Below are 21605 nucleotides of genomic sequence, written 5' to 3'. Positions count from 1 at the left end.
ATTTCCGAAATCACCCCCATTTCCGAAATCGTCGACAGCCACTGCCACCTCGATTTCCCCGATTTCGCCGAGGAACTGCCCGAGGTGATCGCGCGGGCGCGCGCCGCGGGTGTCACCCGGATGGTGACGATCTGCACCCGGTTGCGCGCGGAACCCGCGGTGCGGGCGATCGCCGAGGCCTATGACGGCGTCTTCTACGCCGCCGGCACCCATCCGATGAGCGCGGCCGAGGAGCCGATGGCGACGGTGGACGAGCTGATCGCCCTCGCCCGCCACCCGAAATTCGTGGGCCTTGGCGAAACCGGGCTCGATTATCACTACACCCCGGACAGCGCCGAGGTGCAGAAGGTCTCGCTGCGCGTCCACATCACCGCGGCGCAGGAAACCGGCTTGCCGCTCATCATCCACACCCGCGACGCCGACGCGGACACCGCCGCGATCCTGACCGAGGGCATGAAGGAGAAACCCTTCGGCTGCGTCATGCATTGCTTCTCGTCCGGCCCGGCCCTTGCCCGCACCGCGATCGACCTCGGCTTCTACCTGTCGATGTCGGGCATCGCGACCTTCCCGAAATCGCAGGAGGTGCGCGACATCTTCGCCGCCGCGCCGCTCGACCGGATCCTGGTCGAGACCGACAGCCCCTATCTTGCGCCCAAGCCCAAGCGCGGCAAGCGCAACGAGCCCGCCTATACCGCGATGACCGCGGCCGTCGGCGCCGAGGTCTTCGGCCTCGACTATGCCGCCTTCGCCGCCGCCACCTCCGCCAATTTCGACCGTCTCTTCACGAAAGCCGCCCGATGACCCGCATGCGTTTCACCATCCTCGGCTGCGGCTCCTCCGGCGGCGTGCCGCGCCTCGGGGGCATCTGGGGCGAGTGCAACCCCGACAACCCGAAGAACCGCCGCACCCGCTGCTCGATGCTGGTCGAGCGGGTGGCGCCCGCGGGCATCACCCGGGTGCTGATCGACACCTCGCCCGACATGCGCGCGCAACTGCTGCGCGCCGAGGTCGGCGAACTCGATGCGGTGGTCTATACCCACAGTCACGCCGATCACGTGCACGGCCTTGATGACCTGCGCCAGATCACCTTCAACATGCGCCGCCGCCTGCCGGTCTGGGCCGACAGCGATACGCAGGAAGCGCTGATCAACCGCTTCGGCTATGCCTTCGTGCAGCCGCCCGACAGCAACTATCACCCGATCTGCGAGCTGCGCGCGATCCACGGCCCGTTCGAGATCACGGGCGCCGGCGGGCCGATCCGCTTCATCCCGTTCCGGGTCGAACACGGCAATATCGACGCGCTCGGCTTCCGTATCGGCGGGCTCGCCTATCTGCCCGACGTCAGCGACATTCCCGAAGAGGCCTGGCGCCATCTCGGCGGGCTCGATTGCTGGGTGCTCGACGCGCTGCGCCGCACGCCGCACCCGACCCATGCCCACCTTGCCCTCGCGCTCGAATGGATCGAACGCTCGGGCGCGGCCTCGGGGGTGCTGACCAACATGCACATCGACCTCGATCACGACGCGGTCGAGGCCGAGACGCCCGAGAACATCCGCGCCGCCTATGACGGCATGGTGCTGGAGTTCGCCGCCGAATGAGCGGCCTCGTCAACGTCGTCCTGCCCGTCTTCCTGGTCCTAGGCTTCGGCTATCTCGCCGCCTGGCGCCGGCTGATCTCGGAGGCGGCGATCGACGGGGTGATGCGCTTTGCGCAGACCTTCGCGATCCCGGTGCTTCTGGCCCGCTCGATCGCCAAGCTCGACCTTGGCGCCAGCTATGACGCGGGGCTGATGGTCTCGTTCTATGTCGGCGCCTTCGTGGCCTTCGGCCTCGGCATCGCGCTGTCGCGGCTCTGGCTCGACCGCACCCCCGTCGACGCGGCGGCGATCGGCTTTTGCTGCCTCTTTTCGAACGCGCTCCTGCTCGGCATCCCGATCACCGAGCGCGCCTATGGCCACGACGCGCTCGACGGCAATTTCGCCATCATCTCGATCCACTCGCCGCTGCTGTTCACCGCCGGCATCCTGACGATGGAAGCCACGCGCTCGCGGGGTGCGGGGCTGGGCACGGTGGCGGTGAACGCGATCCGCGGTGTGCTGACCACGCCGATGGTGATCGGCATCCTGTGCGGTTTCGCGATCCGCGGCTTCACCGCGCTGACCGGGCAGGACCTGCCCGAGCCCGGCTGGGCGGCGATCGACATGGTGGCCCGCGCGGCGCTGCCGGCGGCGCTCTTCGCGCTTGGCGGCGTGCTGATGCGCTACAAGCCCGCGGGCGACGGCCGGGCGATTGCCATGGTCACCACGCTGTCGCTCATCGTGCATCCGGCGGTGGCCTATGTGCTGGCGCACTGGGTGTTCCACCTGCCGACGGCCGGCCTGCGCTCGGTGGTGATGAGCGCGGCGATGGCGCCCGGTGTCAACACCTACATCTTTGCCAACATGTATGGCGCGGCAAAACGCGTCGCCGCCTCCTCGGTGCTGGTCGCAACCGCCCTGTCGGTGCTGACGATCTGGGCCTGGCTCGCGATCCTGCCCTGAGGCTCGGGCGGCACGGCCGTACCGAAAAGGCGCAACGCCAGCGCCGCAGCGAGCGTCGTCAGGGTTTTCGCCGGCTCGAGCCGCAGCGGCTGACACGAGAGGCGCAGGCTCGCGAGGGCGAGGCACAGCGCCGCGCGCCCGTCCCCGGCCAGGACCGCGCCCCGCGCAAGGGTGCGCAGCTGATAGGCCCGCGCGGCAGGGGTGTGGCGGGCGAAGAACTCGGGGGCAAGCGGCGTGAGCTTTGCCACCACCCGTTCCCAGGCGGCAAGCTGCCGCCCGGAGGCCGCCGGGGGCCCCGCCGGGGGCAGCCGATGCGCGGTCAGCGCGCCCGGCACCCCTTCGATCTGCCAGTCGGTGGTCAGTGCAAGGCGCAGCCAGCATTCGAGGTCCTCGAACTGGCGAAAGCTCTCGTCAAACCAGCAGTCGCAGAGCCTCTCTCCGGCCGGGCGCCAGGCGATCGCGTCAAGCGCCGCGCGTCGCAGCACCGCGGCCGAGCCGTTGCCCACCGGGTTGCTCAGGAAAACATGCTCGGGCCGGATGCCCGCCAGCCGCGGCCGCTGCGCCAGGCCAGGCGCGTACCCGGCACCGCCGATCCGCGCCGAGCCGGAGAAGCTGAGCCCCACCGCCGGCGCCGCGGCGAGATGGCGGACATGGGCGGCAAGCTTGTGCGGACGCCACAGATCGCCCGCGTCGCAAAAGCCGACGATCGCGCCGCGCGCCACCCGGATACCACTGTTGCGCGCCGCGGCCGGGCCGCGGTTCGCCTGCACCACCAGCTGCACGCGGCGATCCTCGCCGGCGTGATCGGCGCCGATCCGTACCGTGCGGTCGGTCGAGCCGTCATCGACCACGATGATCTCGAGATCGGCGAAGCTCTGCGCGCGCAGGCTGCGCAGCGTCGCATCGAGTGTCGCTTCCGCGTTGTGGGCGGGCACGATGATCGAGGCATGGGGCATGATGGGCACCTTCGGGCGGCGGGGGACAGGTCAGGCAAAGAGGATGCGGCGCAGCGCGCCGGGCAGCAGCGGGGCGAAGAGTGCGCCCCCCGCCGTCAGTGCGCCGCGGCGCGGGTTCGCGAAGAAGCCGCCGGGGCTTGCCGCGATCCCCGCCAGCGCGAGCCGCAATGCCACGCCGCCGCGCGGGTCAAGCCGCAGTGCGCGGCGCGAGAGATAGCGCAAGAACACCGCCGCATGGCGCGGATCGGGCGTCCCGCCACAACGCGCGGCGCTTTCGAGCGCGGCCGCGCGCCCGGCCTTCGGCGCCGTCAGACCGGCCGAAAGCCCGCCGGGGCTGGTGCGGTAGAAGGTCAGCACCGCGTCGATGCCGATCACCAGTGCACCGCCCCCCACAAGGCGCACCAGCCATTCGAGGTCTTCGTTGCGCGCGAGGTCCTCGTCGAAGCCGCGGGTGGCCTTGAAGGCGGTCCGGCGGATCGCCAGGTTCGACATCGTGCAGACCGGGTTCTCGCCCAGCAGGTCGAGGATCGTCAGCGGCACCTCGGCCACCGCCGAGATGGTGCTCGGCCGGTCCGGATCGGAGTGGAAGAAGGCGACACGGGCATAGACCGCGCTCACCGCCGGATCGGCGAAGGCCACATCGAAGCGGGCGAGTTTTTCCGGCGCCCAGAGGTCATCGGCATCGCAAAAGGCGAGGATCTCGCCCCGCGCCTCGGCAAGCGCAGCATGGTTGTAGGCGGCCGGCAGGCCCGGGCGCGGCGCGCTCACGGCGCGCAGGCGCGGATCGGCGGCGGCGGCTTCGGCAATCAGCGCCGCGGTCGCATCGGTCGAGGCGTCGTCGACGAGCAGCGCCTCCCAGTCGGTCAGGCTCTGCGCGGCAAGGCTTGCAAGCGTCGCGGGCAGCGTGGCGGCGGCGTTGTGGCAGGGGATGATGATCGAGAAGCGGGGCATGGCGGAGCCTTTCTGTTGGTCAGGCGGTGGCAAGGCACAACGCCGGGCGGCGCGGCCGAAGGGGGGCGGCAACGGCGGGCAGCGCCACGCCGGACAGTCCCTGTGCCCTCATCTGCGAAGCGAGGCGACCGGCGATGGGAAGGCGGAACATGGTCATCGGAAGGCTCCGGGAGAGGGGCAAAGTGCCGTTGCGTCATGCCTTCTGTTTTACCCCGCCCGCTGCCGCCCCGTCGCGGGAGCCCCCGGAGAGCGGACCGGCGCCGACGGAGCCCCATCCTGTCCGAACGGAGAGGGTCCCTCTCCCGCCGCACAGGCGAATACCCGCCCGGCCCTGCGACAGTTCGGCCGCAGTCCCTGTCTGTCGTTTCAAAAGCCGAGTGGGCGCCCTGCGGGCCGCGGCCGCCCTCGCCTGATGGCCGGTCCCGGCACGGACCGACCGGCGGCTGACCCGGGCCGGGCTCAGCCCGCCGACGGCCCCGGGCGTTGCGCAGCCAGCCAGTCGGTGATGGCGGCGCGCGTTTCCGTCCAGACCGGCGTGACCGCTGCGGCTGCCGCCGCAAGCGACGCCGCCCCGTCCCGCTTCGCCGCGGTCTCGAGCGCCTGCAACCGCATCTGCAGCCGCAGCGCGCCGAGTGCGCCCGCCGAGCCCGCACAGCGATGGACCGCAGCAAGCACCTCCTCGCGCCCCGCCGCCCCCGCCGCGAGCTCTGCCGCCAGCGCATCGCCCTGCGCGACGAAGCGCTCAAACAGGCCGCGCAGTGTCACCGCCGACAGCAGGCCGGCACCGCACCGCTCCGGGTCGAAGACCGGCGCCGGAGCCGGCGCACCGCCCGCCTGCACCGTGCCGGCAAGCAGCCGCACCAGCTCGGGCCGGTCGATCGGCTTTTTCAGGATCTCGGTCATGCCGACCTCGCGGAAGGCCGCCAGCTCCTCGGGCAGGGCATGGGCGGTGACGCCGATGATCGGCACATCGCGCGAGGCCCCTGCCCCCGCACGGATCTCGCGCGTTGCGTCGCGCCCGTCGAGCACCGGCATCGAAACATCCATCAAGATCAGGTCGAAGCGGGTCGAAGCGGCGCGCTCGACGCCCTCGCGACCGTTCACCGCCTCGGTCACGGCATGGCCTTCGGCCTCGATCATCTCGCGCAGGAGGGTACGGTTGATCTCGTTGTCCTCGACCACCAGCACTGAAAGCGGGTGCACCGGCGCGCGGCGCCGGCGTGGACGGCTGCGCAGCGCCCGCGCCTCGGGCGGCGCCGTCTCGGCCCGTTCGAGCGGCAGGCGCAGCCAGAACAGGCTGCCCTCGCCCGGCGTGCTCTCGACCCCGATCTCGCCGCCCATCAGCTCGACCAGGCGCCGCGCGATGCCAAGGCCAAGCCCGGTGCCGCCCTGCCGGCCATAGGAGCTGTCGAGCATCTCGAAATCGCGGAAGATCCGCTCCTGATCCGCCTCGCCGATGCCGGTGCCGGTGTCGATCACCCGGAACTCGACCTCCCACAGCGCCGCGGTGCCCGGGCTGGCCTCCACCTCGATCCGGATCTCGCCGTCGGTGGTGAACTTGGTGGCGTTGTTCACCAGGTTCAGCAGCACCTGGCGCAGCTTGGCCGCATCGCCGATGCAGGGCTCAAAGGCCGGACCGCACCAGCTCCAGTCAAGCCGGTTGCCATGTGCCCGCGCCAGCTCGCGCTGGTTCGCCACCACGTCCTCGAGCACCCGCGACAGCAGGAACGGCGCGCGCGAGAGGGTCATCATCCCGGCCTCGAACTTCGACAGATCGAGCACGTCGTTGACGAGCCCGCTCAGCAGCCGCCCCGACAGCTCGACCGTGTCGACATAGCGGCGCTGACGCGCATCGAGCCCGGTGTCGCGCAAAAGCGAGATCGAGCCAAGCAGCCCGTTCAGCGGGGTGCGCATCTCGTGCGACATCACCGCGACGAAATCGGCTTTCGCCTTCTCGCCGGCGACGGCGCGGTCGCGGGCCTCGGTCAGCGCCGCCTCGGCCTCTTTCAGCGCCGAGATGTCGCGGATGAACAGAACGAAGATCCGGCCGCCGCCGGCGTCGGCCGGACGCAGAGAGGCCTCGGCCGGGAAGGTGCTGCCGTCGCGCCGCCGGCCGTCGAGATAGATGCGGTCATGCGCCCCGGGCAGCGGGTTGCGCAATTCGGCGGCCAGGGCCAGGCTGCCCGGCGCCATCCCGGCCTCGGGCGGCAGGATCAGCCCGAGCATGTCGCGCCCCTTCGCCTCGGCCGCAGTCTGGCCGAAGATCGTCTCGGCCGCCGGGCTGAACTCGATGATCCGGCCGGAGCGGTCGCAGACGATGATCCCGTCGAGCGAGGTCTCGATCACCGTGCGCATCCGGGTGGCGGTTGCGGCGCGTTCGGCCGCGCGGGTCTCGCTCAGCCGGTAGAGGCGCAGGAGCGACACCGCGAGCAGGGAAATCGCGACGAAGAGCACCGAGGCGACACCGCCGAGCCGCATCAGCATGGTGGTGATGGCGACCCGGCCAGCGTCGGACTGGCGGGCGAATTCCGCCAGCCCGATGAGCGACAGCGAGCGCACCGTCTGCGCCACCGCCTCGGCTTCGGTGTCGAGCGCGACCAGGCCGGCGGCAAGCTGATCGTCCGGCGCGTCGATCAGCGGCATCATCTGCGCGAGCGCGGCGCCGGTGTCGGCGAAGGCCCGCGAGAACTCCGGATCGTCGCGCAGCTTGGCATAGGTGCCGGTGGCGCGGAAGGTGTCGATGCGGCTGTAAAAGATGTCGAAGCGGGTGCGCAGCTCGGCCAGGTCGGCGGCGGTCAGCGCGCCCAGCATGCTGTTCACCCGAGCCTCCTCGATCGCGTGGTGATAACGCAGGAACTCGGTGTCAACCTGGGCGAGGGTCCATTGCAGGTTGTCCGACGCGGCGGTGCGCAACGCGCGCATCTGCCCCATCACCCCGACGCTCATGCCCGCGATCACCGCCAGCGCAAGGCCCAGGGCAAGCACGACGAGCCCCGGCCGCAGCAACCGCAGCAGCCGCGGCCGGCCGCGCCGGGCCTCGTCACGCCGTTTCGTCGCGATCTCGATGTCCCACACGGCCCGTCTCCCGGCCCGTCAGGGCTTCAGCTCCAGCCGGTCGAGCTGCCAGATGCTGCGCGAATAGATCACCTCGCTGCGATAGTCGGAGCGCGCGTCATAGGGATAGACGATCCACAGCGGCCCCTTCTCGCGCACCGACATCGGCTTGCCATTGCGCAGATAGGCGACGATCGGGCCCTCGGCCGGCCAAGGCTCGACCGGGATCTCGACCGAATAGTCGTTGATCGCACGCGCGAGGATTGCCCGGCCGGTCATCCCGGTCGCGGCCAGCAGTGCCGAGAGCGGCACGCCGGTGAAGGTCTGCGGCCCCTCGGTCCAGATCGTGGTGGTGGTGAAGCTCGCCTGCGGCAGCGCTGCCAGCATCGCCTGATCGAGGTGCAGCGTCACCGGCACCGCCTGTCCGGCAACCGGCCCGGTGATGGTGAGCAGCACCGCGCCGGTGGGCTTTTGCGCCAGCACCTCCGCCCCCGGACCGAGGGTCTGCGACAGAATGGCGGGGGCCGGCACAAGCAGCAGCCCACCGGCAAGAGCGAGCGACAGGAGCGGATGAAAACGTCTGGTCATGGGGCACCGGAGATGGGAGGGGCGGGACATGCATATACGGAGAATCTCCCGCAGCGGTTGAAATCAGGCTAACACGATCCGGCGCCGGCCGGCGGGGACTTCGGCACAGCCGACCTATCCGATGGGATAGGTCGCGGAGGCCACGCCGGCCCCGGCCCCGGTGCTCCCGGCCGCCCGGATCGCCCCCGGTTTGACGGCCCTTCCCCAAAATCGCCACGATCCGGTGCAATGAATGCGACGGGAGGACCACAGCATGCAACCATGTCCGCAAGGCGAATCGACCGGGAGGAAAGCAGTCGTGACCAGCAGACCGGCCGATGCCATGGCTCCCCCGCTGCGCATCCTGATCGCCGACGATCACGACCTGCTGCGCGACACGCTCGTGCTGTTCCTCGAGAGCGAGGGCGGCATGGCGGCCGAGACCGCGGCCGATCTGCCCGCGGCGATCGCCGCGATCGAACGCGGGCCGGCCTATGATCTTGTGCTGCTGGACCTGACGATGCCGGGGATGAACGGGCTCGAGGGGCTCGAGCGGATCATGGCGCTTGGCGACGGCCAGCGGGTGGCGCTGATCTCGGGCACCGGCACGCCGGAGCTTGCCGAACGCGCGCTGGCGCTTGGCGCGGCAGGCTATGTGCCGAAGACGCTCGCCGCGAAATCTCTGGTCAATGCCGTGCGCTTCATGGCCATGGGCGAGCAATTTGCCCCGTTCGACTTCCTGCGCACCGCCCCCGAGGAGGCGGCCAACCCGCTGCGCGAACGCCTGACCCGGCGCGAGGCCGAGGTGCTCGAGGGGCTCGTCGAGGGCAAATCGAACAAGGAGATCGCCCGCGACCTCGAGGTGACCGAACCCACGGTGAAGCTGCATGTGAAAACGCTCTATCGCAAGATCGGCGCACATAACCGCACCCAGGCGGCGATGATCGCGCGCGACGCGGGGCTGTTCTGACCTATCCGAACGGATAGGTTCCCCCTCTCCCATCGCCCCCTGCCCCGATCCCTCCTCGCGGCGGCATCCGCCAGCACGCCGCGCTAGAAGGAACCGGAGGAGGCGCCGCCATGATGTTGCGTCACCCGCCGCTTGCAGGCGCCGAAGCCACCACTCTCAGCACGGCAAGCGGTTGCGGCAGGCGCCTCCTCCCTTACTGCCGGGCAGGAAACACATTTTCGCTGCTGCGGCTTATCGGCGGCGGCCGGCGCGACGATGCCGGCCGCCTGCCGCGCAGCGGGCGGTTGGCCCGGCCGCCCCCCCTTCAGCTCCAGCAGGCTCTGGCCCGGGCAGGTGCAGCCTGCGCAAACAGCACCGCCGCTGCGCGCGGCCCCCGAAACGCGACAGGGGGGCCGAAGCCCCCCTGCCCGTGTCGTCCGGTTCCGAGGGCCCGCTCAGCGCGGGCTGAGGCCGCGCAGCCGTTCCGAGCGGCGGCGCAGCAGCTCGACCGTGGCCAGAAGCGCGATCGAGATCACCACGAGGATCGTCGCCACCGCGAGGATCGCCGGCGAGATCTGTTCGCGGATGCCATTCCACATCTGCCGCGGGATCGTCTGCTGGTCGTGGTTGGCGATGAAGAGCACCGCCACCACCTCGTCGAACGAGGTCACGAAGGCGAAGAGGCCGCCCGAGACCACGCCCGGCAGGATGAGCGGCATCACCACCCGGAAGAAGGCCGTGCGCGGGTTCGCCCCGAGCGAGGCCGCCGCCCGCACCAGCGACTGGTCGAAGCCCGACAGCGTCGCCGTCACGGTGATGATGACGAAGGGAATGCCAAGCGCCGCATGGGCGAGGATGATGCCCGCATAGGTGCCCGCGAGCCGGCCCCATTCCATGTGTACCCCGCCCGAAAGGCTGATGATCGGCAGCCACTGGCCGGAGTAGAAGAAGAACATGCCCGTGGCCGAGATGATGATCGGCACGATCATCGGCGAGATCAGCACCGCGGTGATCTGCTTGCGGAAGGGCATCTCGGGCCGGGTCAGGCCGAGCGCCGCAACGGTGCCAAGCCCGGCCGACAGCAGCGTCGCACAGACGCCGATGATGATCGAGTTCTTCGTCACCTGCATCCAGGTGGCATTGTGCCAGAAGTCCCACCAGAAGGCGGCGCCGCGCTCGGCCTCGGGGTTCTGCATGCCGAAGGTGACGAGCTTGTCATACCAGCGCATCGAATACCCGGACGGGTCGAAATGCAGCATCTTCTCGGTGAAGGTGAAATAGGGCTCGGCGTTGAAGCTGAGCGGGATCACGATGATGATCGGCGCGATCAGGAACAGCAGGATCAGCGCGCAGATCACCAGGTAGGTATAGTGCCACAGCCTTTCGAGCGGGCTTGCGTAGACGGGAAGCGCCATGGGTCCTCTCTCCTCAGCCGAGCTTCATTTTGTCGATGCCGACGAGCTTGTCGTAGATCCAGAAGAAGATCAGCACGATCGCCAGCAGCTCTGCGGCCAGTGCCGCAGCCAGCGACCAGTTCAGCGTCTTTTGCATGTGCATCGCGATCATGTTGGAAATCATCTGGCCATCGGCGCCGCCGACGAGGGCCGGGGTGATGTAATAGCCCATCGCCAGGATGAAGACCAAAAGCCCCCCTGCCCCGATGCCGGGCAGCGTCTGCGGCAGATAGACCCGGCGGAAGGCGGTCCAGGAGGTGGCGCCCAGAGAGCGCGCCGCGCGCACATAGCTGGGCGGAATCGTCTTCATCACCGAATAGAGCGGCAGGATGGTGAAGGGCAGCAGGATATGGGTCATCGCCACGATCGTGCCGGTCTCGTTGTACATCATCTGGATGCGGTGATCGTCGCGCACGAGGCCGAGCCAGACCAGCAGGTCGTTCACCACGCCCTGGCTTTGCAGCAGCACCATCCAGGCGGTGGTGCGCACCAGGAGCGAGGTCCAGAACGGCAGCAGCACCAGGATCATCAGCAGCATCGCCTTGCGCATCGGCAGCGAGGACAGCAGGAAGGCAATCGGGAAACCCAGCAGCAGACACAGCGCGGTGATCTCGAGCGACAGCATCAGCGTGCGGCCCATCAGCTTCTTGTAGATCGCCTGGCCCTCGGCCACCGGCACGATCTTGCCGCTCTCGTCGCGGGTCAGGTCGTTCGCGGCGAGGTAGAAGTCGAGGGTGAAGGGGCTCGAGGCCGAGCGCATCGCGCGCCAGACGTTCGGGTTGTCCCATTTCTTCTCGACCTGCAGGATCGCCTCCTTGAACGGCGGCTTGAACTTGTCGGCGCCGCGGGCGGTCGAGGTGAAGAGCGAGCGGGTGCCCGAGACGTCATAGTTGATCCGCGTGCCCGCCTCGCCGGCGGTGCGGTCCTTCTTCATCTGCGCGAGGTCGGCGGCAAGCGCGGCATAGGCGCTCTCGTCGATCTCCGATCCCTCGGGATGGGTCGAGAACCACTCGACCAGCGCCGGGGCGTTCTTGCTGAAGGTGTCGTTGTAGAACGACTGGAACAGCATCTGCCCGATCGGCACGATGAACGAGATCAGGATGAACAGAAAGAGCGGCGCGACAAGCAGGAAAGCGCGGCGGCGGCGCACGGCAAGCGAGGCGGCAAGCGCGGCCTTGAGTGGCTTGCCGTCGGCGGTGGTGATCATTTGGGAGGTCGCGTCGGTCATTCGGTTCCCCTTCGGAAGGCGCGTCGGGGCCACCGCGGCGAAGGCGGCGGCACGGGGAGAGAGGGAGGACGGGGCAGCCCCGTCCTCCGCAGTCAGACGATCAGACGATCAACTGGAAGACGATCAGCTGGCGAGCCAGGCGTTGAACTTCTCGGCCAGTTCCGCATCGTGGTCCGCCCAGAAGGTCGGGTCGGTCCAGATCGGGTTCTTCATGTTCTCCGGGTTCGTCGGCATGTAGGGAGCCATCTCGGTCTTGCCGTCCTTGTAAAGACCGATGAGCGCGTTCGACGATTTCCGGGCCGGGCCGTAGGCGATGTATTTCGCCTGATCGGCCAGACGCTGGGTATCGGTCGAGAAGGCCAGGAACTTCTTCGCGTCCTCGAGATGCGGCGCGCCCTTCGGGATCGCCCAGAGGTCATAGTCCATGTACTCGCCGTCCCAGATCGTGCCGAAGGGCTTGCCCTCGCCCACTTCGGCGGCGAAGAAGCGGCCGTTGTAGCCGGTGGTCATCACCACTTCGCCGTCGGCCAGCAGCTGCGGCGGCTGCGCGCCGGCTTCCCACCACACGATGTCCTTCTTGATGCTGTCGAGCTTCTTGAAGGCGCGCGCCACGCCCTCATCGGTGCCAAGCACCTCATAGACCTGGTCGGGAGCGACGCCATCGGCGACGAGCGCCATTTCCATCGTGCGCTTGGCGGTCTTCAGCAGGCCGCGCTTGCCCGGGTATTTCGTGGTGTCGAAGAAATCGGCCAGCGTCGAGGGCTCGTTGCCCGGGAACTTCGTCTTGTCATAGGCAACGACCGTGCCCCAGACGATGTTCGCGACGGCGCAGTCCTGGATCGCACCCGGCACGAAGTCCTCGGTCGCCGGGGTGCCATCGGGCGCGGGCGGCAGGATCGCCGGGTCGATCGGCTCGAGCAGGCCCTCGTCGCACAGCCGGATCGCATCCGACAGCTCGATGTCTGCAAGGTCGATCGAGACGTTGCCGGCCTCGACCTGTGCTTTCAGCGGCGTCGCCGGGTTGTCGGCGTCGATCGAGTTGATCTTGACCCCGGTCATCTCGGTGAAGGGCTTGTGATAGGCCTCGACCTGCGAAACGGTGTAGGACCCGCCCCAGGAGACGATGTTGAGCTCCTGCGCCGAGGCGGCATAGCCTGTCGCCACCAGCGCGGTGGTGAGGATCAAAAGTTTCTTCATGGTTTACTCCCCTGTTGGTCTTGTCTGACTTCTGTTGGTCTTGTCTGACTTGTCGTCATTTCTGTCGGGGCGACGGTTCCGCCGCCCGCGTTTTTGAGCTGCGCCCGGATCACATCGGGTCGAGGGCGCGCGCGTCCTGCGGATGCCAGCCGATCTTCAGTTTCTCGCCCGGGTGCAGGCGGGTCTGGCCGAGCGTGTTGCGCGACTTCATCACAAAGTCATCGATCCCGGCAACCCGCATCCGGGTGCGGAAGATGTCGCCCATGTAGATCACCTCGAGCACCTCGGCGTCGATCATGTGCGCGCCCGGCGGCATCATCTCGGGCTTGAACTCGATGCGCTCGGGGCGGATCGACACCAGCGTGTCCTGGCCGACGTGGCGGATGTTGACCGGCGTCGCGCTGATCAGCTCGCCGGTCTGCAGCCGCACCGTGCAGGTCTCGTCCTCGAGGCTCTCCACCGTGCCCGGCAGCTTGTTGTTCTCGCCGATGAACTGCGCCACGAAGCTGTTCTTCGGCCGCTCGTAAAGCTCGTCCGGCGGCGCGAGCTGCTGGATCCGGCCGTCGTTGAACACCGCCACGCGGTCCGACATCGTCAGCGCCTCGCCCTGGTCGTGGGTGACATAGACCACGGTGATGCCAAGCCGCTCGTGCAACGCCTTGATCTCGAACTGCATGTGCTCGCGCAGCTGCTTGTCGAGGGCGCCGAGCGGCTCGTCCATCAGCACCAGTTCCGGATCGAAGACCAGCGCGCGGGCCAGCGCAATCCGCTGCTGCTGACCACCCGACATCTGCGCCGGACGGCGGTTCGCGAACTTGCCCATCTGCACCATGTCGAGAGCGCGTGTCACTTTCGCCTCGCGCTCAGACTTGGCCATGCCCCGCACTTCGAGCGGAAAGGACAGGTTCTCGGCCACCGTCATATGCGGGAAAAGCGCGTAGTTCTGGAACACCATGCCGATCCCGCGCTTGTGCGGCGGAAGGTGGTTGATGTTCGTCCCGCCAAGGCGTATCTCGCCGTGCGTGGCGGTTTCAAATCCCGCCAGCATCATCAGGCAGGTCGTCTTGCCCGAGCCGGACGGGCCAAGCATGGTCAGGAATTCACCTTTGCCGATCGAGAGGTTGAGGTCCTTCACCACCAGAGTTTCGCCGTCATAGCTCTTCTGGACGTGATCGAATACGACGAAACCTTCGTCGGTCGTTGCGGTCGTCAAATTCGGGCTCCCCTGTCGTTTTTTGTGGTTCGTTTGCTCCCGTGGGGGAAACTTAAGCAAGCGGGCAATCGGATTTCAACCCGGAAAACCCGTCGCGACAAAATGGGACCGAAACGGACCGACCTCGCGTCACCGAACCGTCAGAAAGCGGCGCACTAGCCTCAAAGCGCGACCTGCCTCCCACGTCAGACTGTCCATTTTCGAGGCATCGCGACAACGGTCCCCGCCGCGCCGGCAGACGTGGCGTCAACCGCGCGAGGCCGGCGGAGGTCGAATCGTCGCGCCAAACGCCGCCGCCGCGCCGCTTTCAAGGGCGCGGACGAATCGCGGCCGGGGCCGCACGCGTCACCACTGTCGGGAAAGATGCGGGCCGCCCCGCGCCGCCCGCACGGGCGCGCAGGGCAGCGCTCCGCAGGCTCAGCCGAGCCGGGTCTTCACCATCGGGCCGACGGCACCAAAGTCCATCTGCCCGGTGTATTTCGTCTTCAGCTCGGCCATCACGCGGCCCATGTCGCGGATCGAGCTGGCGCCGACCTTAGCGATCGCCGCGTCGATCGCCGCCGTCGTTTCGTCGGCAGTCAGCTGCCGCGGCAGGAACTCCTCGATCACCTTGACTTCGGCGAGTTCCTTCTCGGCCAGCTCGAGCCGGCCGCCCTCTTCATAGGCGCGCGCCGATTCCTGGCGCTGCTTCACCATCTTGCCAAGGATGCCCAGCACCTCGGCATCGCCGATCGACACTGTCTCGCCCTCGGTCCGCATCGCGATCTCGCGATCCTTGATCGCGGCATTGATCAGCCGCAGCGTCGAGAGACGGGCAGCGTCCTTCGCCTTCATCGCCTCTTTCAAAGCCGCGGAAAGCCGCTCGCGCATCTGCATCACGTTATCCCCATCTGGATCAAGAGGCTCAGGATACCCCCGCAGGCGCCCCGGCGCAAGCGGCGCAAGTTATTGATTTTAAATGAAAACATCTTTTACCCCAAGGGCCTTGACCCGGCTGTTCTCCCCCCGTAGGTTCCAGCAGATTTTGCCCCGGGGAGTCGCACCATGCCTGCCAATCACCAGTCATCGGAAAAGCCCACCGCGCTGATCGCGCTGGCAGACGGCCAGCTGTTCTACGGCAAGGGCTTCGGCGCCACCGGCGTCACCGTCGCTGAGCTGGTGTTCAACACCGCGATGACCGGCTATCAGGAAATCATGACCGACCCGAGCTATGCAGGCCAGGTCGTCACCTTCACCTTCCCCCATATCGGCAACGTCGGCGTCAACGCCGAGGATGACGAGACCGCCGAGCCGGTCGCCGCCGGCCTCGTGGTGAAATGGGACCCGACCGATCCCTCGAACTGGCGCGCCACTGACGACCTCGTCGACTGGCTGGAGAAGACCGGCCGGATCGGCGTCGGCGGCGTCGACACCCGCCGGCTGACCCGCGCGATCCGCCAGCAGGGCGCCCCACATGTCGCCATCGCCCACGACCCGGAGGGCAACTTCGACATCGAGGCGCTGGTGAAGAAGGCGCGCGAGTGGAAGGGCCTCGTCGGTCTCGACCTCGCCAAGGACGTGACCTGCGCGCAAAGCTACAGCTGGAACGAGAAACGCTGGGCCTGGCCCGAGGGCTATAGCCGCCGCGAGGGCCCGGGCCTGAAGGTCGTCGCGATCGACTATGGCGCGAAGCGCAACATCCTGCGCTGCCTCGCCTCGGCCGGCTGCGACGTCACCGTGCTGCCGGCCAGCGCCACGGCCGAGGATGTGCTCGCGCTGAACCCCGAGGGCGTGTTCCTGTCGAACGGCCCCGGCGACCCGGCCGCCACCGGCGAATATGCCGTGCCGATGATCAAGGGCATTCTGGACACCGAACTGCCGCTCTTCGGCATCTGCCTCGGCCACCAGATGCTCGCCCTCGCGCTTGGCGCGAAGACGATCAAGATGAACCACGGCCACCACGGCGCCAACCACCCGGTCAAGGACCTGACCACCGGCAAGGTCGAGATCACCTCGATGAACCACGGCTTCACCGTCGATGCGCAGACCCTGCCGAAGGGCGTGCAGGAGACCCATGTCTCGCTCTTCGACGGTTCGAACTGCGGCATCGCGATGGAGGGGCGGCCGGTGTTCTCGGTGCAGTATCACCCCGAGGCGAGCCCCGGCCCGCAGGACAGCTATTACCTCTTCGAGCGCTTCGCCGAGGCGATGCGCGCCCGCCGCGCCGGCTGAGCGCGCCACAGACAGGATCTTCGGGGGGCGGCTTCGGGACACCGGGCCGCCCCTTTTCCGTCTCCCCCTCCCCGCCGGCACACCGGGCGGCAGGACAAGATTAACGCTACGTTAATCCGACTCGGGAATGCTGTTCCGCGCAACACCAGCGCAGCGAGGGCGGCATGGTCTCGGACAGGAGGGACCGGATCAACGGACCGGCGGCAGAGGACTCGCCGGGCCTGACCGGCCTGACCGCCGGGGGGCGCGTCGCCATCCACGTGCCGCCGGCCCGCATCCCGCGTCCGGTCGCCGGGCGCCGTCCGCTCGGGCGCATCCTGCTCGACCGTGGCGCCGTCGCGCCAGGCGATCTGACCACGGCCCTCGCGCTGCGCGAGCGCGAGGATGTGCGGCTTGGCGACATCCTGCTGACCCATGGCTGGGTGAGCGAGGCGGCGCTGATGGCGGCGCTGGCCGAACAGTGGCAGGCGGCCCTCGTCGATCTTGCCGCCGAGCCCCCCGATCCGCGCCTGATCGACGCGCTCGGACCGGAGCTGTGCCTTGCCGAGGCGATGGTGCCCTGGCGGCGGATCGGCGCGACCACGGTGATCGCCACCGCGCGGCCCGAGGAGTTCACCCGCCTGCGCGGCGCGTTGCCGGCGAAATTCGCCCCCTACCGGATGGTGCTCGCGCCCGAATGGGCCGTGCATGACGCGCTGCTCGCGCGCCGGCAGACCGCCCTGATCCGCCGCGCCGAATGCCGCGTCGCCGCGGCGGAGAGCTGCCGCACCCACGACGGCGAGCGCGCCGCACGCCGCGCGCTCGGGGTGCTCCTCGGGCTGGTCTGCGGGCTGTTTCTGGCACCGCTCGCGGTCTTCGCGCTGCTCTTCGCCTGGACGATCATCACGCTGGTCCTGACCATGACACTCAAGTTGGCCGCCTGGCTCACCGAGCTGCATCACCTCGCCACCCCCCTGCCACCGCCGCAGGTCACCGCACCGATCCGGCTGCCGGTGATCTCGGTGCTGGTGCCGCTTTTGCACGAAAAAGACATCGCCAAGCGGCTGGTCGCCCGGCTCGGCCGGCTGACCTACCCGCGCGAGCTGCTCGACGTGCTCCTGGTGGTCGAGGAGGCGGACACGCCCACCCGCGACGCGCTGGCCAAGGCCACTTTGCCGCGCTGGATCCGGGTCGTCACCGTGCCGGACGGGCCGATCCGGACGAAGCCGCGCGCGCTGAACTACGCGTTGAACTTCTGCCGCGGCTCGGTCGTCGGGGTCTGGGACGCCGAGGACCTGCCCGATCCCGACCAACTCCACGCCGTCGCCCGCCGCTTCGCCGAGGCGCCGCCCGAGGTCGCCTGCCTGCAGGGCGTGCTCGATTACTACAGCCCGCGCACAAACTGGCTCTCGCGCTGCTTCACCGTGGAATATGCGGTGTGGTTCCGCGCCATCCTGCCCGGCGTCGCGCGGCTTGGCCTGGCCGTGCCGCTGGGCGGCACCACGCTGTTCTTCCGCCGCGACCAGCTCGAGGCACTTGGCGGCTGGGATGCCTTCAACGTCACCGAGGATGCCGATCTCGGCATCCGCCTTGCCCGGCGGGGCCTGCGCACCGAGCTGATCGCCACCGTCACCCAGGAGGAGCCCAACTGCCGCCCCCTGCCCTGGGTGAAGCAGCGCTCGCGCTGGCTGAAGGGCTATGCGATGACTTGGGGAGTGCATATGCGCGCGCCGCGGCAGCTGTGGCGCGAACTCGGCGCGTGGCGCTTCCTCGGCCTGCAGGTGATGTTCCTCGGCACGCTGTCGCAATACCTGCTCGCGCCCCTTTCATGGAGCTGCTGGCTCATCCTGTTCGGGCTGTGGCATCCGGTGCGGGCGCTGCTGTCGCCCGGCAGCGAGACCGCCCTGCTTATCGCCTTCGGACTGACCGAGTTCGTCAATCTGGCGGTCGGCTTCTGGGCGGTGCGTGGCGCCGGGCATCGCCACCTGCTGCCCTGGGTGCCGACGCTGCACCTCTATTTCCCGCTCGGCACGCTGGCCGGCTGGAAGGCGATCTACGAGGTGATCGCAAAACCCTTCTACTGGGACAAGACGGCCCACGGCCTGTTCGATGCGCTGCACGAGATCGCCGCCCCCGCAACGCCCGCCCCGGGCCGCGCCCGGCTCCAGCCCGATCTGGCGCGGCCGCAGTGCGCGCCGCTGATCGACTAGCGCGCCTCGCCCGCGCCCAGGTGCCCGCCCTGGGCATCGAGCTTCAGCCGGGTCTCGAACGCCTTCGAGATATGGGCCCGCAAGGCCGCCGCGGCCCCCGCCTCGTCGCCCTCACGGATCGCATCGACGATCGCCTGGTGTTCGGCCAGCGCCGTCTCGCCCCGCCCCTCGGCGGCAAGCGAGGTGGTGGCCAGAAGCGCCATCGAGCGGTGCACGAGGTCGAGCTGCTGCACCAGATAGCGGTTGTGCGAGGCGAGATGGATCTGCCGGTGGAAGCGTTTGTTCGCCTGCGACAGCGCGATCGGGTCGCGGGTGCGCCCCCGGTCCTCGTCAACCATCTCCTGCAGAACCCGCACCTCTTCCGGCGCGGCATGCTTGGCGGCCAGCGCCGCGGCGAGCGCCTCGAGCTCCGAGCGCACGACATAAAGCTCGGCGAGCTGGTTGTGATCGAGCGAGGCAACGATCAGCGAGCGGCCGTCGCGCGCCAGCATGGATTGCGTCTCGAGCCGTTGCAACGCCTCGCGCACCGGGGTGCGCGACACGCCGAAGCGCTCGGCGAGTTCCGATTCCACCAGCCGGTCCCCTGGCCGGTAGACCCCGGCGTCAATCGCCTCGAGGATCAGCGTGTAGGCGTCTTTCTGCATCGTTCCTCTCTCGCCCTTGCGGGGCGCAACCTTAGGAGCGGCGCCGCCCCCTGACAAGCCGGCAATAGAAGAGCCCCCCTTCCCCCCATCCGACGGCCGGGATAGGGTCCGCGCCATGTCAGCCGCAGATTTCGCACATGTCACCGACTGGGTGTTCGACCTCGACAACACCCTGTACCCGCCCGAGGCCCGTCTCTTCGCCCAGATCGAGGTGAAGATGACCGAATATGTCATGCGCGCGCTCGGCGTCGACCGCGGCGAGGCGAACCGGCTGCGCGACCATTACTGGCGCCTTTACGGCACCACGCTCGCCGGGCTGATGCACGAGCACGGGCTCGACCCGATGCCCTACCTCGCCGAGGTGCACGACATCTCCTTCGACTCGCTCAGCCCCGATCCGGCGCTGCGCGGCGCCATCGGCGATCTGCCCGGGCGCAAGATCGTCTTCACCAACGGCTCGGCTCCCTATGCCCATCGGGTGCTCTCGGCGCGCGGGCTGAGCGGGCTTTTCGACGGCGTCTTCGGCGTCGAGGATGCCGAGTTCCACCCCAAGCCCGAGCCGCAGGCCTTCGAGACCGTCTTCGCCAAGGCCGGTATCCGCGCGCCGCAGGCGGCGATGTTCGAGGACGATCCGCGCAACCTGGCCGCGCCGCATGCGATGGGGATGCAGACCGTGCATGTGGCCGCCGACCCCGCCCCCGCGGCGTATATCCAGCACCATACAAACGACCTGACGGGCTTCCTCGCCGCGCTGCGGCATCCGCGACACAGCTGAGCCATTTTGCCCCTGCGACATTGTGGCGCGGTTCCCATGCGCGCGACCAGCCGCTATTGAGGCCGGACTGTCAGGGAGACAGCCAAGGGAGATTCTGCCATGACCGCCGAGCACGCGGACACCAAAGACAATTCCGCCCAGATGTACCTTCTGGCGCTCGTGATCATCGGCATCGCCGTTGGCCTCGTCGCCTTCATGGGCCTTGGCGGGCTGATCCTCTGGGCCGTTGTGGCCACTTGGATCATGCTGGCCTTTCTCGTGGTGATGACCGCGGGCGGCTGAGCCGGCCCGGCACGGCATGACCGACACGGCCCGAGCCCCCGGCTCCGGGCCGTTTCTGCTTGTGTGCAAGACCGATCACTTTCGGGGCGCGGACCGATCGCCGCACCCGATTGCAACGCGCCGCCCGTCGGGGCATCTTGGGCGCGCTGTAACGGAGGCCCGAGATGGAGCAACAGACCCTGCGCACGACCGACATCCTGATCTCGGGAGGCGGTGTCGCCGGCCTGACCGCCGCGGCGGCCTTCGGGGCGGCCGGCTTCACCACGATCTGCGTCGACCCGCAGCCGCCGGTCACCGCCGAGGGCGAGGCCGGGGCCGACATGCGCACCACGGCCTTCCTGCACCCCTCGCGGGCCGTGCTGGAACGCGCCGGGCTCTGGGCGCGGCTCGCCCCCTATGCAGCCCCCCTGCAGATCATGCGCATCATCGACGCGGGCGGGGCCGCGCCCGTCGCCCGGCTCACCCGCGATTTCGACGCGGCCGACCTCTCGGACGAGCCCTTCGGCTGGAACTTCCCGAACTGGCTCCTGCGGCGCGAGATGGTGGCGCGGCTCGCCGAACTGCCGCTCGTCGATTTCCGCCCGGGCGTCGCCACGACCGGCCTCGTCAGCCGCGAAAGCGGGGCCGAGGTGACGCTCTCGGACGGCAGCCGGGTGCGCGCGAAGCTGGTGGTGGCCGCCGATGGCCGCAACTCCTTCATCCGCGAGGCCGCGGGCATCCCGGTGAGGACCACGCGCTATGGCCAGAAGGCGCTCGCCTTCGCCGTCACCCACCCGCTGCCGCACAATGACGTCTCGACCGAGATCCACCGCTCGGGCGGCCCCTTCACCCTGATCCCGCTGCCGGACCGCGACGGGCTGCACAGCTCGGCCGTCGTCTGGATGGAGCGCGGCGCCGAGGCCGAACGTCTCGCCGCCCTGCCGGTGCCCGAATTCGAGGCGGCGATGAATGCGCGCTCGACCGGGCTTCTCGGCCCGCTCACCCTCGTCACCCGCCGCTCGGTCTGGCCGATGATGACGCAGATCGCCGCGCGCTTCAGTTCCGAACGCGTCGCGCTCATTGCCGAGGCCGCGCATGTGATCCCGCCGATCGGGGCGCAGGGGCTGAACATGTCGCTCGCCGATCTGACCTGCCTGCTGGGCCTTGCCGAGAAGGACCCGGCGCATCTGGGCGAGGCCGCGATGCTCGCGGCCTACACCCGCCGGCGCTGGCCCGAGGTGAAGGCGCGCGAGATCGGCATCGACTTCCTCAACCGGGCCTCGATGGTCGCACCGCAACCGCTGCGCGACCTGCGTGCGGGGGTGCTCGGCGCGCTCTACTCGCTGAAACCGGTGCGAAAAACCTTGATGCGCGCCGGGCTTGGGGTGCGCTGAGCGGGGCTCTGCCCCGCACCCCG

Annotated in this window: 20 protein-coding genes; 9 read left to right on the top strand and 11 right to left on the bottom strand. The window is 68.9% G+C overall.

Features of this window, described 5'->3' with window-relative positions; translation table 11 throughout:
- Nucleotides 1–9 precede the first annotated feature (9 nt).
- From EOW65_RS03345 to EOW65_RS03335, 3 genes are read left to right on the top strand one after another with little or no spacing between them, the layout of a single operon-like run.
- On the top strand, nt 10–801 hold the full coding sequence (locus tag EOW65_RS03345; RefSeq protein ID WP_206364012.1) for a TatD family hydrolase: 792 nt from the start codon (nt 10–12) through the stop codon (nt 799–801).
- Nucleotides 798–1598 (top strand): MBL fold metallo-hydrolase, encoded by an 801-nt coding sequence (locus EOW65_RS03340; RefSeq protein WP_128147589.1) that lies wholly within the window; start codon nt 798–800, stop codon nt 1596–1598. Before EOW65_RS03345 ends, EOW65_RS03340 begins: the two co-directional genes overlap by 4 nt.
- The gene (locus EOW65_RS03335) at nt 1595–2539 is read left to right on the top strand and encodes an AEC family transporter (RefSeq protein ID WP_128147588.1); all 945 of its coding nucleotides are present in this window, start codon (nt 1595–1597) and stop codon (nt 2537–2539) included. The genes EOW65_RS03340 and EOW65_RS03335 overlap by 4 nt, the downstream gene beginning before the upstream one ends.
- On the opposite strand, the gene EOW65_RS03330 is transcribed toward EOW65_RS03335, so the two are convergent.
- The 5 genes from EOW65_RS03330 to EOW65_RS03315 form a co-directional block, all read right to left on the bottom strand.
- Nucleotides 2425–3495 carry a glycosyltransferase family 2 protein gene (locus tag EOW65_RS03330; RefSeq protein ID WP_128147587.1) on the bottom strand — a complete coding sequence of 357 codons (1071 nt, stop codon included), beginning with the start codon at nt 3493–3495 and terminating at the stop codon, nt 2425–2427. The genes EOW65_RS03335 and EOW65_RS03330 overlap by 115 nt on opposite strands.
- Before the next feature lie 30 nt (nt 3496–3525).
- A complete protein-coding gene (locus EOW65_RS03325) occupies nt 3526–4446 on the bottom strand; it encodes a glycosyltransferase family 2 protein (protein ID WP_128147586.1) in 921 nt (306 codons plus the stop codon).
- Between the two features lie 19 nt (nt 4447–4465).
- A complete protein-coding gene (locus EOW65_RS20350; RefSeq protein ID WP_276319589.1) occupies nt 4466–4597 on the bottom strand; it encodes a hypothetical protein in 132 nt (43 codons plus the stop codon).
- 308 nt (nt 4598–4905) lie between these two features.
- A complete protein-coding gene (locus tag EOW65_RS03320) occupies nt 4906–7521 on the bottom strand; it encodes a PAS domain-containing hybrid sensor histidine kinase/response regulator (protein WP_128147585.1) in 2616 nt (871 codons plus the stop codon).
- An 18-nt stretch (nt 7522–7539) separates the two neighbouring features.
- The gene (locus EOW65_RS03315) at nt 7540–8088 is read right to left on the bottom strand and encodes an oxidoreductase (protein ID WP_128147584.1); all 549 of its coding nucleotides are present in this window, start codon (nt 8086–8088) and stop codon (nt 7540–7542) included.
- Nucleotides 8089–8422: 334 nt separating this feature from the next.
- Here EOW65_RS03315 and EOW65_RS03310 point away from each other — a divergent pair, with 334 nt between their 5' ends.
- Complete coding sequence (locus EOW65_RS03310) at nt 8423–9037, top strand: response regulator (RefSeq protein ID WP_128147664.1); 615 nt, start codon at nt 8423–8425, stop codon at nt 9035–9037.
- Nucleotides 9038–9471: 434 nt separating this feature from the next.
- On the opposite strand, the gene EOW65_RS03305 is transcribed toward EOW65_RS03310, so the two are convergent.
- The 5 genes from EOW65_RS03305 to EOW65_RS03285 all read right to left on the bottom strand — a co-directional run bounded on the left by EOW65_RS03305 (nt 9472) and on the right by EOW65_RS03285 (nt 14984).
- Nucleotides 9472–10431, bottom strand: a complete 960-nt coding sequence (locus EOW65_RS03305) for an ABC transporter permease (RefSeq protein ID WP_128147583.1) — start codon at nt 10429–10431, stop codon at nt 9472–9474.
- Nucleotides 10432–10444: 13 nt separating this feature from the next.
- Entirely contained in the window at nt 10445–11698 is a 1254-nt protein-coding gene (locus EOW65_RS03300) for an ABC transporter permease (protein WP_128147582.1), read from the bottom strand.
- Between the two features lie 123 nt (nt 11699–11821).
- Nucleotides 11822–12895: an ABC transporter substrate-binding protein gene (locus EOW65_RS03295; RefSeq protein ID WP_128147581.1), complete on the bottom strand. Its 1074-nt coding sequence runs from the start codon at nt 12893–12895 to the stop codon at nt 11822–11824.
- A 109-nt stretch (nt 12896–13004) separates the two neighbouring features.
- Nucleotides 13005–14108 carry an ABC transporter ATP-binding protein gene (locus tag EOW65_RS03290; RefSeq protein ID WP_128147580.1) on the bottom strand — a complete coding sequence of 368 codons (1104 nt, stop codon included), beginning with the start codon at nt 14106–14108 and terminating at the stop codon, nt 13005–13007.
- 417 nt (nt 14109–14525) lie between these two features.
- Nucleotides 14526–14984, bottom strand: a complete 459-nt coding sequence (locus tag EOW65_RS03285; RefSeq protein ID WP_128147579.1) for a GatB/YqeY domain-containing protein — start codon at nt 14982–14984, stop codon at nt 14526–14528.
- 168 nt (nt 14985–15152) lie between these two features.
- Here EOW65_RS03285 and carA point away from each other — a divergent pair, with 168 nt between their 5' ends.
- Both carA and EOW65_RS03275 read left to right on the top strand, forming a co-directional pair.
- Nucleotides 15153–16319: a glutamine-hydrolyzing carbamoyl-phosphate synthase small subunit gene (carA, locus tag EOW65_RS03280; protein ID WP_128147578.1), complete on the top strand. Its 1167-nt coding sequence runs from the start codon at nt 15153–15155 to the stop codon at nt 16317–16319.
- Nucleotides 16320–16483: 164 nt separating this feature from the next.
- Nucleotides 16484–18508 carry a glycosyltransferase family 2 protein gene (locus EOW65_RS03275; RefSeq protein WP_128147577.1) on the top strand — a complete coding sequence of 675 codons (2025 nt, stop codon included), beginning with the start codon at nt 16484–16486 and terminating at the stop codon, nt 18506–18508.
- Here the strand turns inward: EOW65_RS03275 and EOW65_RS03270 are convergent.
- Nucleotides 18505–19152, bottom strand: a complete 648-nt coding sequence (locus EOW65_RS03270) for a GntR family transcriptional regulator (protein WP_128147576.1) — start codon at nt 19150–19152, stop codon at nt 18505–18507. The genes EOW65_RS03275 and EOW65_RS03270 overlap by 4 nt on opposite strands.
- A gap of 115 nt (nt 19153–19267) precedes the next feature.
- Here EOW65_RS03270 and EOW65_RS03265 point away from each other — a divergent pair, with 115 nt between their 5' ends.
- The 3 genes from EOW65_RS03265 (at nt 19268) to EOW65_RS03255 (ending at nt 21582) form a co-directional block, all read left to right on the top strand.
- Nucleotides 19268–19927, top strand: coding sequence for a pyrimidine 5'-nucleotidase (locus EOW65_RS03265; protein WP_128147575.1), 660 nt, complete (start codon nt 19268–19270; stop codon nt 19925–19927).
- 99 nt (nt 19928–20026) lie between these two features.
- Nucleotides 20027–20209 (top strand): hypothetical protein, encoded by a 183-nt coding sequence (locus tag EOW65_RS03260; protein WP_128147574.1) that lies wholly within the window; start codon nt 20027–20029, stop codon nt 20207–20209.
- A gap of 164 nt (nt 20210–20373) precedes the next feature.
- Nucleotides 20374–21582 carry a UbiH/UbiF family hydroxylase gene (locus EOW65_RS03255; protein WP_128147573.1) on the top strand — a complete coding sequence of 403 codons (1209 nt, stop codon included), beginning with the start codon at nt 20374–20376 and terminating at the stop codon, nt 21580–21582.
- Nucleotides 21583–21605: the final 23 nt, after the last annotated feature.

This window comes from Paenirhodobacter ferrireducens, from assembly GCF_004022265.1.
Lineage (GTDB): Bacteria > Pseudomonadota > Alphaproteobacteria > Rhodobacterales > Rhodobacteraceae > Rhodobacter > Rhodobacter ferrireducens.
Note: the sequence above shows the minus strand (reverse complement) of the source record. Positions and strands in the feature narration are given on the sequence as shown.